Here is a 12,959-nt window from a genome sequence, read left to right as displayed (position 1 = left end):
GCTCAATCCTTCTTCATCATTTTTTCAGCTTCTTCTGCGGACTGGGAAAATAGATCTGACAGCTCATCCAGCTCCGCATATGAAATCGTGAACGGCGGGGCGATGATGACGGCGTCTCCTTCTCCGCTGTCAATACCAGGCTTTGCTGGGTAAATAAGCAGGCCCCGTTTTTTTGCCGCTTTAATGATTTTTTCGGTGAAGGCCTGTTTTTTCGAAAAAACGTCCTTCGTCGTTTTATCCTTAACGAATTCAACCCCGATCAGGAGGCCTTTACCGCGGACATCCCCGATCACCCCGCTGCGGTCTTTGATTTCTTCTAATTTCCGCTTCAGCATTACGCCTTTTTCCTCTGACTGCCGAAGCAGCTCGTGTTTCTTGACATAGCGAAGCACTTCAAGCGCCGCCCTGGCACAGTATGGGTTGGCACTGTACGTATGTCCGCTCATAATGACCCCGGAGCCCCGCTTGATCGTTTCAACGATGTCATCAGACGCAACAGCTGCCGCAATCGGAGCGTAACCGGCGCCCAACCCTTTTCCGAGCACCGCGATATCAGGGGCAATCCCCCAATGCTCAGAAGCAAGCATCCGCCCTGTTCTCCCGAGCCCCGTCATGACTTCATCCGCAATAAACAAAATACCGTGCCTGCGGCAGACAACCTCAAGCGCTTCATAATAACCTGCCGGCGGAGTGATGGCCGCCCCGGCTGCTCCGACAATCGGCTCTGCGACAAATCCCGCGATAAATGAGGAACCGATCCGCTGAACAGCCGTTTCCAGTTCAGCCGCCGCAGCTTTCACAAATTCCTCTCCCTGCAGCTCTGAACGATACATATTAGGCGCTGAAACGGCCGGAAACCGTTCAAGCAGTTGGGTGAAGCGGTATCTCCGTTCATAGAACCCTGATAATGAAAGCGCTCCCAAAGTAATGCCGTGGTAACTTCCCCATCTTGATAGAAAGACGGATTTTTGGTATTGCCCTTTTTCCTGCCAATATTGAACGGCCATTTTCATCGCTGTTTCGACTGCCTCTGAGCCGCTGTTTACAAAAAATGACCAATTCAGTCCGCCCGGCAGATGATCGGCCAGAAATAAAGCCAGTTCTTCTGCCGGAGTACTGGTGAATTGCGAGCGATACACAAACGAAACGGAGTCAAGCTGCTCTTTTAAAGCTTGTATAATATCCTCCGTGCCGTGGCCGATATTGCAAGTGACCGCCCCCGATGCTCCGTCCAGATACTTGTTCCCCTCCTGATCATACACATATGATCCCTTACCATGACTGACTGACGGATAATTTGCGTCAAGCTCCGGTTTGATTAAATAGCTCCCCATATCTTTCCACCTCGAAAACCCATTTGCTTCATTGTATGAACAGATGAATAACCGCATTCTTATCCTTCAGAAAGTTTTTTGCAGAAAATACCTTTCTGTAAAACAGGCTGCCGGAGATGTCCCGACAGCCTGAAGAGCGTTCTGGAAATTCTATTCCTATTGTTAATTTTTTTCTTTCTTCGGTTCTGCTATTTATCTGCTCATCACATCATTTTTGATCTGAATCTGTATAAGCAGAAGGCGGAAAATTCCCGTCTTCTTTACTGTATGGGAATCAATATTTCACACAAATGATGATTCACCTTTTGTAAAGTATACCTTTCGATAATAGGCTGTTCTCTGATTGATAAATTATTTTTTTCGATCTCAGAAAAAACAGTGTTCCAAAATCAGCTGACTGCCTCTATGGTCTTGATTGATAACAAGACAAACATCATAGCGGCATTTCTCTTAGGAGTACGATTCGGATGATCTTGCGGAATTCCTAAAATGACAGAATAATCAAGCAGGCCATTCAATTGCGCCCAGTTTTTAAATGACTCCATCAGTTCTATGTTTTGCTTTCCGCCATACTCTCCGACGTTTCGGAAATAAGCAATTCTGGATTCGGGTAATTCTTCAATCGTTATGTTCACATTTTCTCCCCCTTCTCCAGAAAGGTAATATGTATTAAAATGTTTTTCAAGCTGATTTTTCAGCATGGAAATAACAAAAAGCCTGCAGAAAATGATGTTCTCTGCAGGCTGATTTTCATTATAGGATTTTTTCAGTCTAACAAATAAAAGCCGCACCGACGATGATTAATAAAATAAACAATACCACGATCAGCACAAAAGTGCTGGTTCCGCCTCCGCAGCCGCCGTGCCCGTAACCATAGCCAAAACTGCCGCAACCGTAGCCATATCCGTATCCGTACATACGCAAATCATCCTTTCTTCTTACGATATACGGCATTGTATGCGGGCCAACTCCCAATTGGTTTATGCGAATGCCCAACTATGTAAGAAAATAATGAAAAATTGTATGCACGCGCCGAAATCTTTTGAAGCCGAGTTTTTCATAAAAGCGGTTTACACCGTCCATCCCGGACGTCACAAGGTATACGGTTTCCATGCCGTTCAGCTTTGCCGCCGCCATCAGCTCATTCATCAATATCGATCCGTAGCCTTTTCGTTGGAATTGATCCAGAATTGCGACTTCTTCTATTTTTGCGGTTTTATCTGCTTTGTTGATGAAAAGCTCTCCGCAGCCGATCGGAATCGTTTGCGAGGCGTCGCTGTAGCACACGACAAGCATAACCGTTCCCTCCTTATACAAAGGATATTTCCGCTCAAGCTTTTGTTCGGCCGCCGCCTCGCCAATGTAAAGGGCATCATAGATGTTCATAATAGACGACCCATCGGCGAGGCTCTTTTCCGTCCCCCAAGCAGTGAGCGGGTGTCCGGCCTGCAGGTCCCCATTTTCCAGTTTCCTTGCAAAAAACAGCTCATCTTCCACTACGCAGCCCTGCTTTACCAGAGTTTGTTTCAGAAGAAGCGGAAATGCGTGCTCCGGAGACGCTTTCACATGAATATAATTGGCTTGAAGCATGCCCGGAACGGACGAAAGAAACGGCAGCAGTTTGTCTAACGGAAATGTACGGTGCAGCTGAACAAAGTTATGCGAAAAAATCTGCGGCAAAAAAGGGTCCGTATATACACTGAAATGCTCGAACCTCTGAATGCCGGAAGTAAGCTCTATATACTGCTTCTCGGTTTTATCAAATTGATCGGTCATAAAAGCTCTCCTTTTCCTTGCACATCCGACTGCATCTCTCAACCTTTTGTTATATTGAGATTTCTTATAATTTCATCGTACACCGGATAGAACGGCATTCCAATTGGTAATTGTTTAATTTGCTGAAAGGAAATGGGTATCGCCTTCTGATTCGCAAAAAAGCGTTTCGCTACGTCATGACTGATCGGATGGAGAACCCCTCTCAAATAAACATAAAATTTCCGTTCAATGCGAAACAGCATCCTCCCGGGCAAATGTTGAACACAGTCCGATGTCCACCGGCTGATCGGCGGACCGTCCGGAAGCGATTGTATTTCGGCCCGTTCTAAAGCCGGGATGCCATGCCGTTTAAATCGGTAAAAGCGAAATGCGCTATGATCAACCAGCCTTTTCTCCCCGTCTTCTATAAAATAAACATGAAACTGATCCCTGACGAGCTGAAAATTCGGAATACTTGCGGAGTCCTCTTCCTCATATTGAAATAAAAACGGATCCGGAATGACGACGGTCCGGCCTTCGTATAACGTATGCCAGCGCTCGTTTACAGGCTTCCTTTTATTTCGGTCAAGCTGATATACTTTCTGATCCGTCCCCTTTACAAAGGATCCGTCGATCAGGACAGACGGAAGCGATTGATACGTGTTCTGAAATGAGTGGGGTGTTTTATAGGTCGTATCCAACACTTCTTTTATCGGCAGAAATGATGTAAATGTGTTGAGCCTGCTCCAAAAAACAGAGTCTCCGTGATTCCAATGCATAACATCTTCGTCCCAAAAGCTGCCGAACTTCTCTTTCACACGCTCAAGCAATGATCTCCGGTGCATCACTGAACAGTGATCAACGAGAAAAGCGGCCTGATCAAGCACCTCTTCAGCAAAACGATAGAAGTGGAATTGTTCTGTTCCGCGCCCGTTTACATGTATCACCTTCTGGCTGGAATAGACGGCATCAAACTCGCTGCATTGATTAAGCGCTTCCGCCATGCGGCTGAGCCTATTCGGATGAAATACGGTGTCGTCTGTCAAATAAGTGATGTATTCGCCTTCGGCCCGTGAAAGCGCATCATTAATCAAAACGGCATACCGGGTCGACTTCAGCCGTTCGGCCGGATTGATAAAACTGTTGTCATAATATATGCGATGATCTTTTATATACGTACTGATGGCGGCCGAGGTTTCTTCATTTGAATGATCATCCATCACAAACAGCTCCCAATTGCTGTAGGTCTGATGCAAAACACTTTCAATCGCCTGTTTTACAAGATCCGGTTTGTTGTAACTCGTTAAGATAATTGAGACCTTCTTTTCCATCCCATCACCCCTTCTGTAAAACGTAAAAAACGGCTCCGAAAAAGACAGAGCCTGATATCGTTATTAAAAAGCCCCCCAGCTGACGATGCTTGAAATCGCGACGTTTGATCTCGTATTATTGAGCGGATTTTGAAAAACGGCCAAATCTGACAGCACTTCTTTGACAATTACGTTCTGCAGTGTGCTGCCGTTAATCAGATTGACGCGCGATACAGGAACCCCAAGCTCTTTTGCCATTACAAGCTGACGCCGCAAATCTGAATGATCTCCGGACGGCTGATGAGATAACAAAAGAAGAAGAAGCAGTACGAGCTGAAATTCCTCCTCAAAACCCCCGTGTTTTACAGTTTCTCCTGAATCCAAAATATTCCTCTCCTTCATTTTTTAATCTATACAACGTATGTCATACTCTTACAATCCGCATAGGCAAACAAAGCCTGATTCGAAAATTCAGCTGTTTGATTAATTATTGAAAAAAATGCAAGCAAAACGGCATTCGACTTATACCAATCTTTTCAATCAGGAATATGAATAAACGTGAGGTTGAAATTGTAAAGGAGGTGTATGTCCGCATGAGCGAGGATCGTTTGGAGCTTAAAAAGAAGTTATTAAAAACTCTTTTAGCCCCTGTATTTGACAACAGCGCTTTATCTGGCGGCACAGATGGAGGAGATAATGTGGAAAACAAAGTAAAAGATTTATTGGAATCGGCAATTGATGCAAAAGTGGATGAAGCAGCGGCGAAAGACAGTCTCAGCGCACAATCTGTATTGGGAAGCGGTATTTCATTAGCGGCGAGATGGATTTTTGCAAGAATTCAGCCCGGCACTGTCATCAGCATTGTGATGGATTCAGGAGACATGATCGGCCCGGTTCAATTTGTTGCCTTTGACGAAATTCACGGAATCGTTTTTGTTACGCAGGAAAATTCCGTTACACCGGCAGGCTCTGCTACAACATTGCTTGACGTCGACAAAGTTGAAAGTGTCACGTTCACTTCGTAACAGCATATGAACGTTTTATATATCCGTTCAGGATATAAAGGCATATACACGTATTTTGACCGCTGGATCGAGGAAGGCTTTTTACAGTCTTCCGTCCGCTTTTTTTCTGTTTCTGAGTTTGAGGAAGATACCATCCGCAGTATACGGGCATTCAAACCAGACATCAGTCTGATGATGACGGGAGACCGTATTCCGTCTGAATGGCTTCAATGGCTGAAGACAGAACAGATTCCCGTATATCTATGGATGACGGAGGATCCTTTTTATTTCGATGTGAGTATGACAATCGCGCCGCTTGCGGATGCCGTTTTAACGATAGAACAAAACGCGCTTGATGCTTACCGGCAAATGGGCTTACAGCACGTATATTATGTCCCGATCCCCGTTAATCAGCGGCTTTTTAAAAAACAACCTGCTGAAGCCTCTCTTCACACAAATCTGCTTCTGATCGGATACCCGTATCCGAACCGCGTTGAACTGGTGAAAGCAGCGGCGAAGCTTCCGTATACGCTTCGTATTATCGGGAAGGGATGGCGCAGACATCTGCCTAAAAAAATCGCCAGACAGCAAAATGTGCTCGTAATGGATGAATGGATTGAACCCGAACTTGCCGCATTATATTACAACAGCGCAGAGGTGGTCTTAAACCCTCACCGTTCTTATCGGTTTGCGCTCAATCAGAACGGACGCGGCATCGAAAATACCAGTTTAAATACGAGAAGCTTAGACATTGCGGCTTGTCAGGCCTTTCAGCTGACAGACCTTTCTCCCGCGCCCCCGTTTTCAACATTTGTTTCTTACAGCGGGTTTGCGGATTTTGCGGATAAGATCCATTTTTATATGACAAACCCGGGTGAACGTAAACAAATCGCGGCGCTTAATTATCAAGAGACAGTACCGGCGTACACGTATGACCGGCTGCCGGCTGTGCTTACGGCTATCCGTTCCAAGACTTTCTCATGAAACGCTCTTCACATCAAAAAGCAGCTTGGATAAGCTGCTTTTTTCATGTTTATTTTCCGCTTCTGTCAGTCAGTTTTCTCGGGTCAACCTGTTTATTGACCTGCGGATGAAAGCCGATTTTATCAGCGATTCTTTCCCATGGCACCATTTTAAAATTTTGATTGGCCTTTTGGCCGTGATCTATATTCTCTCCGTCCTGTGCGACAAAAAGGCCGAACGGATACTCAGGCCCCAGCCCGAAACCCAGAACGTCAATTCCGTCTGTATCGCTTGTGCCGTCTGTTTCAGGCCCGTCTGTTATCTGAAAGTCCGCAACATATTTGTTCTGTCCCTGTCTTTCATAAATCGCGTAGCTGCTGTTACCCTGGCTTGAGGCAAGCAGATAACCTTTCCCGTCAGCAGCGTAGTAAATCGTCAGTCCTTCAATATCAGGGGTTAAATGCCTGCCATCGGCACGATCGATAACCGTTCCGTTACTGCCGCCGTCCGGCTCAGCGCTGAACTTCCAGATGGCCTCATCTTCTTCTGCGATATAAAGACTGCCGTATTCATCGTCTGCTGCCATCCCTTCTGTCTGAGAATTCATTTTAAACGCCCTTACCTTTTTGCCGGATATGTATCCATTTTTATCCGCATTTAATTCGTATTGTTCAAATTCGCCTTCTTTCCCTGTCACCATCGCGTAATATTTTCCTGTTTTTTGACTGTGGTACAAGCTGAAACCGTATACTTCATCAATTGCTGATGCAATCGGGCGGTTTGGATCCGTAATGCTTTGTAATGTGCCGTTTTTCCCGTCAATGGCGTAAATCTCAATGGTATTCTTTCCTTCAGACCGATTGGATGCCGCCGCAATATCGACTTTTTTTCCGTTCAACGGAAAATCATAACGGATATCAACATTGTTCAGCTTCCCGGTATGATAGGAATGAAGCATCTTTCCCTCTAGGCTGTACACGACTAAGCCTGATTTTTTATTGGTTGTGATCAATTTGCTGTTCTGAGGATTCTTGGGGTCCAGCCAAATCGCAGGATCATCAGCTGCATCACCGGCTGTATCAACCGGCTCCGTTTCCGCCGCCGCATTCACGGTAAAATGATAAGGATCAGACAGCTTATGTTTGGCCTGGGAAGAAACCGCACCGCATGTGAGCATCAATCCGGCTGCCGCGGTTAACAAAAGTGTTTTTGAATGATTCATTTTCCATCCTCCTTTTATGAACGTGCACTTTAATTGTAAAATACATACAGGAAGTTCAGTGTTAAGTTTTTGTGAAGATTGTCCGAATGTGAGGATTTATGAAGAGAAAAAATTGACGTGAGCAAATATTAAAATGAATATTTAGTACAATGTTTTATTTGTAATTTCTATTCTATTAATCGGGTAACGCGATATGAAAGCGCATCAGATTAATGTTTTTCTCTAATTTTTGATTTATTGGTTTCTTTCATTAACTCGCTGAAATTGTTCAACATATGATGCATGGTAGAGAAACGAGAGTTGGAGGATAAGCCATGCCTAAACAGCAAGCAGTAGAGCTACAACCGTTTTTTCACGATAAAACTGTTCTCGTCACAGGCGGAACAGGATCAATCGGAAGCCAAATAGTAAAACGCCTTTTGCTCTTAACCCCTAAAGAAGTCATTGTGTTCAGCAAAGATGACAGTAAACAATATGTGATGAAGCAAAAATACACGGATGAACAAAGACTGTCGTTTGTGCTCGGCGATGTTCGTGACTACAGAAGAGTCAACCAAGTGATGAAAGGTGTTGATATTGTCTTTCACACAGCTGCGCTGAAGCAGGTTCCGACATGTGAGGATAATCCCTTTGAAGCCATTCAAACCAACCTTATCGGCGGACAAAATGTCGCAGAAGCCGCTTTGCTGCAAGAAGTAACGCATGTGATTAATATCAGTACTGATAAAGCCGTTTCCCCGGTAAACACAATGGGGGCTACGAAGCTGTTGTCCGAGAAGCTGTTTCATCAGGCGAATCATCATGTTCAAAACCGCGGTACGGTGTTTTGTTCGGTCCGCTTCGGCAATGTGCTCGGTTCACGCGGTTCCGTTATTCCTATTTTATTTGAGCAGTTGATGGCAGGCGGTCCGCTCACCATTACGGATAAAAACATGACGAGGTTTTTTATGTCGATCGATGACGCCGCAACGCTCACCCTGCAATCTGCGGCGATTACAAAGGGCGGAGAAACGTTTATTTTTAAAATGGAGTCCCTGAGGCTTGAAGAACTGCTTCACGGGTTTGAAGAATATGCGTTCCGGCACGGACTGCCGCAGCCAGCCGCTGTTGAAGTGGGAAAACGCCCCGGTGAGAAGCTTCATGAAGAACTGACCTCTCCTCATGAGACGGAATCTTTATATGAATGGGGCAATCTTTACGCGATATTGCCGGATCCCGCCAAACATCCGGAATTTCGGAAGGTCAATCTCCCCAGATATCAATCGGATCAGGCGCCGCTCATCACAAAAGACACAATCGTAAAGATTATTGAACGATTACATGAAGAAAAAAAAACATAGAAAAAAGGCCTGTCTGATAGGCAGGCCTCATTGCTGAGCTCTATTTTTCAAATAAATGCAGGCAGGCTTCATAGCCCTCTTCCTTCAGCTTGTCTTTCGGAATAAACCGGAGTGCCGCAGAGTTAATGCAATAACGGAGACCGCTTGGCCCCGGGCCGTCATTAAATACGTGGCCTAAGTGGGAGTCCGCTGTTTTGCTTCTCACTTCCGTCCGGATCATCCCGTGGCTTGTGTCCAGTTTTTCGTCAACCTCTTCTTCCTCAATCGGTTTTGTAAAGCTGGGCCAGCCGCAATGAGAATCGAATTTATCCAGAGATGTAAACAAGGGCTTTCCTGATACGATATCAACATACAGCCCCTCTTCTTTGTGATCCCAGAATTCATTTTGAAACGGCGGCTCCGTTCCGTTATTTTGCGTGACTTCATATTGCATGCGGTTTAATGATTTGATTTTTTCTTCTTTATTAAAAGCCATCTTATCTGTCCCTCCAATGCTCATCCAGAAAGCCTTGACGTCCGGAACCTACACGGTAGCGCCCGTAGTGATCAGGATTTTTCTTATAAAAGTGCTGATGATAGCCTTCCGCTTCATAAAAAGGCTCAGCCTTTAAAATGTCTGTGACGATCGGCTTTTTAAATATGCCGCTTTCTTCAAGCTGTTTTTTTGAGGCTTCAGCGATTTGTTTTTGCTCATCATTATGGTAATATATCGCCGCCCGATATGAACTTCCGCGGTCTGCAAACTGGCCGCCTGCATCAGTCGGGTCGATCTGCTGCCAAAACAGCTCGACAAGCTTTTCATACGGATAAATGTCAGGTTGAAATGTGATTTGAACGGCTTCTCTGTGTCCGGTCGTTTCACTGCACACTTCTTCATAAGTCGGATTCTCAGTATGACCTCCTGTATAGCCGGACACCACCTTTTCAATCCCGGGCTGTTCGTCAAACGGCTTCACCATGCACCAAAAACAGCCGCCTGCAAATGTGGCGATTTCTTTTTTTTCTGACATACGGGTGCCCTCCTTTGTTCATACGTGGTATTATTATATTATAGCATGTATAAACAGAATAAAAATAATTCTGCTCTCAGGGGAAGCTGAACGAATGCCACGCTGACTACATATTGGAGGTTCATGATTTGAAAGTAAGGACACAAATGATGTATGATATGGAAGCTTTGCTTCGAAAAGTGTTTAAACAAATCAGAAATGAAGTTAATGAAATTCTAGATAAAGAGCTGTCCAGGAACGAATTCACCATTTTGCGGATTCTCAGTGAACAAGGGCCTAAAAAAGTAACGGAATTTGCCCCCATTCTTGAGGTCTCCGCAAGCCACATTACCGCAGTGACCGACGCTTTAGTAGAAAAGGAATGGATCACCCGCATCCGTTCTAAAGAGGACAGGCGAATTATCAGAATCCATATTACGGAAGCCGGGGAGAAAATTGTCGATCATTTCAACCAGAAAAAAACAGAATACTTTTTTAAACGGTTTGACTGCTACTCTGATGAAGAGCTTGCAACGTTAATCAAACTGTTCAGCAAGCTAGACAAAAAACGCTGACACGAAAAAACACAAATCCCTGAAAGGATCTGTGTTTTTTTTATGCAAACTTATTGTTTCGGATGATAATAGGAAAATTCAATTTCATCCGTGTCGAGATTGATTTTATCCGCTTTTACATACATGCCGTTGTCTAAAGGCATTTCTGACAGACGGATCTCGATGCTTTTATCCCCGGAATGAACGTGCACAAATGACGGGAGTTCATAAAAGCTGTCCATATAATTCAGCACAAAGCTGATCGGCAGGCTTAATTCACCTAATGAAAACTTCGTCACTTTCAAAACCACATCTCCGTTCTCCTGTACGGACGGTTCAAATGTGACGACCGCGTTAATGGAGGTTGAGAATGCTTTGATTTTACCTGCCACGTGCACATCGTTATTGATGTCCACTTTGTAGTCAAGCTGATTCGATGCCTTCTCTTTTAAGTACGAATTCACAAACCTGGCAAGTGATTCTTTGGAGCTTGTGATATGAAAGCCGTACTCACTTTTTGTCTGATCTTGTATTTTCGCCTGTTCTCCCGGCATAACCAATAATGTCACAATTACCGCGGCGGCAATCACATTGAGTGCGAGAAGAACAAAAAACAGCGATTTCCATTTTTTCATCATTTCACCCTATTCTGCTGGTAACCCTTGTTTTTCTATGATGCCGTATAATCGGTCGGCGATGAGTGCATACCCTTTTGCGTTCGGATGAAAATCATCATCCTTTGAAATCCGTCTGCTGCCGCTTTTTTGACTGAACAAGTCTTCAACATTCACCGCAGCGGCGTGAGGATCTTTTTCCAGCTCTTTTGCGGCGATCTTGTTCCAATCCGTGACAACCCCATTAATTTCTTTTAATTCAGGCAGCGTAAACGTGAATGGATTATACATGCTGACATACACCAACTCTGCGTTTTCATTATATTTGCGGATTTTTGAAATGATCGTCTTGAACCGTTTTTCAAAAGGTTTCTCTTCCTTTTGGAACGGCTGAACCGTCAGCTGCATCATATTCTGGCGGAGCACCTTCATTAAGTCATTGCCGCCAATGGTAAAAAAGATATAGTCGGCGCTCCTTAATGATTTCTGCACTTTTTTATTATCAAGCTTTTTCAGCAGGTCTGACGTTTTGTCGCCCTGCACCGCATAATTTTTAATATCTACCGTTTTCACATGTCCCTTTTTCTTAAGAGACTCCGCTGTCTTGCCGACGTATCCTGAACCGTCAGGATCTCCTACTCCTTCAGTCAATGAATCACCGACCGCAGCTATGACAATATGATCTTTCGTTTTCGGTTCTTCAGCGTCAGAACCGGTGCGCTGGACAGAACAAGCTGATAAAAGCAAAGCCAGTCCGGCGATCAATGAGAACATTCGCAGCTTCAATCTGGTTGCTCCTTCCCCGTCTACTAGTGGAAAGTGTAACATGTTTTTTCAGTTTTGAAAATGTCTAATCTGCCAGTTTACTTGAGCTCCTCAGCCGCTTTGACATCTGACAGGATATCATCATACGGAACCTTCTGCACGCCGTCATAATCTTTAAGCACCTTGCCGTCAGGTCCGACTAAATAAAAAGAAGTTTGATGTATGACCTGGTCCTCTCCCTCCGGCTTTTTGACGATTGCTTTAAAGCTGTTCATCGCAAAATCTTCAATGTCCTTTTGGCTGTAACCGGTCAGAAAATCCCAGTTGCGAAGCGAAAGCGGATATTTGGAAGCAAAGGCTTTCAGCTGTTTCGGCGTATCATTTTCAGGATCTACACTGAATGACACAATCCGCACGTCCAGGTTCTCAGCCTTCAGTTTTTTTTGCAGTTCGGTCATGTGGGCCGTCATCGGCGGACAGACTGTATTACAGTTTGTAAACATAAAATCGGCAATCCAGACATGCCCCTTCAGGCTTTTCAGTGACACTGTTTTCCCGTCTTGGTTCTGATATGAAAACGGCTCAATCTGATAGTTCAGCGGGTCTTTTATCGTTTTCCCCCCGCAGGCGCACAAGAGCAGCAAACAAAAGACGGCAGCGAAGCTTTTCATTTTTTTCATTTCCATTCCCCCCATAGATAAAACGCTTACAGCGTTCATCATAAAAAAATTCCCGCACCCTCCCTTATCAAAAGGAAGGCGCTAAGGAATGTGCACCGTTATGCGTTATGTTTTAAAATCTCTTGGCTGAAAACGGCCTCATAATCTTTCCACTTCATACGGCGCTTGACATATTGTCGGAATGAATACACTGTTCCCACACTTTGTGAAGCAAAAACTTCTCTCAAATAAAGCTCAAGGTGCTGATGAATTTGAAAAAAATATTGTTCACCTTCCGTGACAACCGGTATTTCTGTCACTTTTACCTGAATCCCGTCCTGTCGTTTGAACTCTAGGCTTTTGAGTAACAAGATATCAATCCTTCTTTTTCGATTGTTTTCTTTTTATTATATACAATCTGAGAAAGCGTGTCTGTCATTTTGCGCGGCC

Annotated in this window: 16 protein-coding genes and 1 pseudogene; 4 read left to right on the top strand and 13 right to left on the bottom strand. The window is 44.6% G+C overall.

The annotated features are described in order from the left end of the window. Positions 1-2: 2 nt before the first annotated feature. The 6 genes and pseudogenes from AC2CGA_RS01170 to cgeC all read right to left on the bottom strand — a co-directional run bounded on the left by AC2CGA_RS01170 (position 3) and on the right by cgeC (position 4,783). The gene (locus AC2CGA_RS01170) at positions 3-1,334 is read right to left on the bottom strand and encodes an aspartate aminotransferase family protein (RefSeq protein ID WP_024085487.1); all 1,332 of its coding nucleotides are present in this window, start codon (positions 1,332-1,334) and stop codon (positions 3-5) included. A gap of 260 nt (positions 1,335-1,594) precedes the next feature. Further along, positions 1,595-1,969, bottom strand: a pseudogene (locus AC2CGA_RS01165) (AraC family transcriptional regulator). 136 nt (positions 1,970-2,105) lie between these two features. Further along, complete coding sequence (locus AC2CGA_RS01160) at positions 2,106-2,252, bottom strand: YjcZ family sporulation protein (protein ID WP_014418145.1); 147 nt, start codon at positions 2,250-2,252, stop codon at positions 2,106-2,108. A 78-nt stretch (positions 2,253-2,330) separates the two neighbouring features. Continuing rightward, a complete protein-coding gene (locus AC2CGA_RS01155) occupies positions 2,331-3,110 on the bottom strand; it encodes a GNAT family N-acetyltransferase (RefSeq protein WP_014305227.1) in 780 nt (259 codons plus the stop codon). 38 nt (positions 3,111-3,148) lie between these two features. After that, positions 3,149-4,420 carry a glycosyltransferase family 2 protein gene (locus AC2CGA_RS01150; protein WP_024085490.1) on the bottom strand — a complete coding sequence of 424 codons (1,272 nt, stop codon included), beginning with the start codon at positions 4,418-4,420 and terminating at the stop codon, positions 3,149-3,151. Between the two features lie 63 nt (positions 4,421-4,483). Further along, on the bottom strand, positions 4,484-4,783 hold the full coding sequence (gene cgeC / locus AC2CGA_RS01145) for a spore maturation protein CgeC (protein WP_003153667.1): 300 nt from the start codon (positions 4,781-4,783) through the stop codon (positions 4,484-4,486). Between the two features lie 209 nt (positions 4,784-4,992). On the opposite strand from cgeC, the gene AC2CGA_RS01140 reads away from it, so the two are divergent. After that, positions 4,993-5,424: a hypothetical protein gene (locus AC2CGA_RS01140; protein ID WP_014305229.1), complete on the top strand. Its 432-nt coding sequence runs from the start codon at positions 4,993-4,995 to the stop codon at positions 5,422-5,424. Positions 5,425-5,430: 6 nt separating this feature from the next. Continuing rightward, complete coding sequence (locus AC2CGA_RS01135; protein WP_014305230.1) at positions 5,431-6,387, top strand: CgeB family protein; 957 nt, start codon at positions 5,431-5,433, stop codon at positions 6,385-6,387. Positions 6,388-6,436: 49 nt separating this feature from the next. On the opposite strand, the gene phyC is transcribed toward AC2CGA_RS01135, so the two are convergent. Then, positions 6,437-7,588: a 3-phytase gene (gene phyC / locus AC2CGA_RS01130; protein ID WP_014305231.1), complete on the bottom strand. Its 1,152-nt coding sequence runs from the start codon at positions 7,586-7,588 to the stop codon at positions 6,437-6,439. A gap of 314 nt (positions 7,589-7,902) precedes the next feature. Here phyC and AC2CGA_RS01125 point away from each other — a divergent pair, with 314 nt between their 5' ends. Then, positions 7,903-8,928 carry an SDR family NAD(P)-dependent oxidoreductase gene (locus AC2CGA_RS01125; RefSeq protein WP_484480099.1) on the top strand — a complete coding sequence of 342 codons (1,026 nt, stop codon included), beginning with the start codon at positions 7,903-7,905 and terminating at the stop codon, positions 8,926-8,928. A 40-nt stretch (positions 8,929-8,968) separates the two neighbouring features. Here AC2CGA_RS01125 and msrB read toward each other — a convergent pair whose 3' ends face one another. Next, a complete protein-coding gene (gene msrB, locus AC2CGA_RS01120) occupies positions 8,969-9,403 on the bottom strand; it encodes a peptide-methionine (R)-S-oxide reductase MsrB (protein ID WP_007409536.1) in 435 nt (144 codons plus the stop codon). A 1-nt stretch (position 9,404) separates the two neighbouring features. After that, positions 9,405-9,938 carry a peptide-methionine (S)-S-oxide reductase MsrA gene (msrA, locus tag AC2CGA_RS01115; protein ID WP_003153641.1) on the bottom strand — a complete coding sequence of 178 codons (534 nt, stop codon included), beginning with the start codon at positions 9,936-9,938 and terminating at the stop codon, positions 9,405-9,407. 128 nt (positions 9,939-10,066) lie between these two features. Between msrA and AC2CGA_RS01110 the strand changes: the two genes are divergently transcribed. Further along, positions 10,067-10,492, top strand: a complete 426-nt coding sequence (locus AC2CGA_RS01110; protein ID WP_003153639.1) for a MarR family transcriptional regulator — start codon at positions 10,067-10,069, stop codon at positions 10,490-10,492. 50 nt (positions 10,493-10,542) lie between these two features. Here the strand turns inward: AC2CGA_RS01110 and AC2CGA_RS01105 are convergent, their stop codons facing one another. The 4 genes from AC2CGA_RS01105 to AC2CGA_RS01090 all read right to left on the bottom strand — a co-directional run bounded on the left by AC2CGA_RS01105 (position 10,543) and on the right by AC2CGA_RS01090 (position 12,880). Then, positions 10,543-11,106 (bottom strand): YpmS family protein, encoded by a 564-nt coding sequence (locus tag AC2CGA_RS01105; protein WP_003153637.1) that lies wholly within the window; start codon positions 11,104-11,106, stop codon positions 10,543-10,545. 9 nt (positions 11,107-11,115) lie between these two features. Continuing rightward, on the bottom strand, positions 11,116-11,871 hold the full coding sequence (locus tag AC2CGA_RS01100; RefSeq protein WP_014305255.1) for an SGNH/GDSL hydrolase family protein: 756 nt from the start codon (positions 11,869-11,871) through the stop codon (positions 11,116-11,118). Positions 11,872-11,948: 77 nt separating this feature from the next. Then, positions 11,949-12,530, bottom strand: a complete 582-nt coding sequence (locus tag AC2CGA_RS01095) for an SCO family protein (protein WP_032861527.1) — start codon at positions 12,528-12,530, stop codon at positions 11,949-11,951. A gap of 98 nt (positions 12,531-12,628) precedes the next feature. After that, positions 12,629-12,880 carry a DUF2535 family protein gene (locus AC2CGA_RS01090; RefSeq protein WP_015388089.1) on the bottom strand — a complete coding sequence of 84 codons (252 nt, stop codon included), beginning with the start codon at positions 12,878-12,880 and terminating at the stop codon, positions 12,629-12,631. Positions 12,881-12,959 lie beyond the last annotated feature (79 nt).

The organism is Bacillus sp. SYZHCR11 (assembly GCF_057196865.1).
Note: the sequence above shows the minus strand (reverse complement) of the source record. Positions and strands in the feature narration are given on the sequence as shown.

What these genes read in the sequence shown, in the direction of transcription:
- AC2CGA_RS01155 (WP_014305227.1), bottom strand. Translation starts at nt 3,110, where the DNA reads ATGACCGATCAATTTGATAAAACCGAGAAGCAGTATATAGAGCTTACT.
- phyC (WP_014305231.1), bottom strand. Translation starts at nt 7,588, where the DNA reads ATGAATCATTCAAAAACACTTTTGTTAACCGCGGCAGCCGGATTGATG.
- AC2CGA_RS01150 (WP_024085490.1), bottom strand. Translation starts at nt 4,420, where the DNA reads ATGGAAAAGAAGGTCTCAATTATCTTAACGAGTTACAACAAACCGGAT.
- msrA (WP_003153641.1), bottom strand. Translation starts at nt 9,938, where the DNA reads ATGTCAGAAAAAAAAGAAATCGCCACATTTGCAGGCGGCTGTTTTTGG.
- AC2CGA_RS01095 (WP_032861527.1), bottom strand. Translation starts at nt 12,530, where the DNA reads ATGAAAAAAATGAAAAGCTTCGCTGCCGTCTTTTGTTTGCTGCTCTTG.
- AC2CGA_RS01170 (WP_024085487.1), bottom strand. Translation starts at nt 1,334, where the DNA reads ATGGGGAGCTATTTAATCAAACCGGAGCTTGACGCAAATTATCCGTCA.
- AC2CGA_RS01160 (WP_014418145.1), bottom strand. Translation starts at nt 2,252, where the DNA reads ATGTACGGATACGGATATGGCTACGGTTGCGGCAGTTTTGGCTATGGT.
- msrB (WP_007409536.1), bottom strand. Translation starts at nt 9,403, where the DNA reads ATGGCTTTTAATAAAGAAGAAAAAATCAAATCATTAAACCGCATGCAA.
- AC2CGA_RS01105 (WP_003153637.1), bottom strand. Translation starts at nt 11,106, where the DNA reads ATGAAAAAATGGAAATCGCTGTTTTTTGTTCTTCTCGCACTCAATGTG.
- AC2CGA_RS01125 (WP_484480099.1), top strand. Translation starts at nt 7,903, where the DNA reads ATGCCTAAACAGCAAGCAGTAGAGCTACAACCGTTTTTTCACGATAAA.
- AC2CGA_RS01140 (WP_014305229.1), top strand. Translation starts at nt 4,993, where the DNA reads ATGAGCGAGGATCGTTTGGAGCTTAAAAAGAAGTTATTAAAAACTCTT.
- AC2CGA_RS01135 (WP_014305230.1), top strand. Translation starts at nt 5,431, where the DNA reads ATGAACGTTTTATATATCCGTTCAGGATATAAAGGCATATACACGTAT.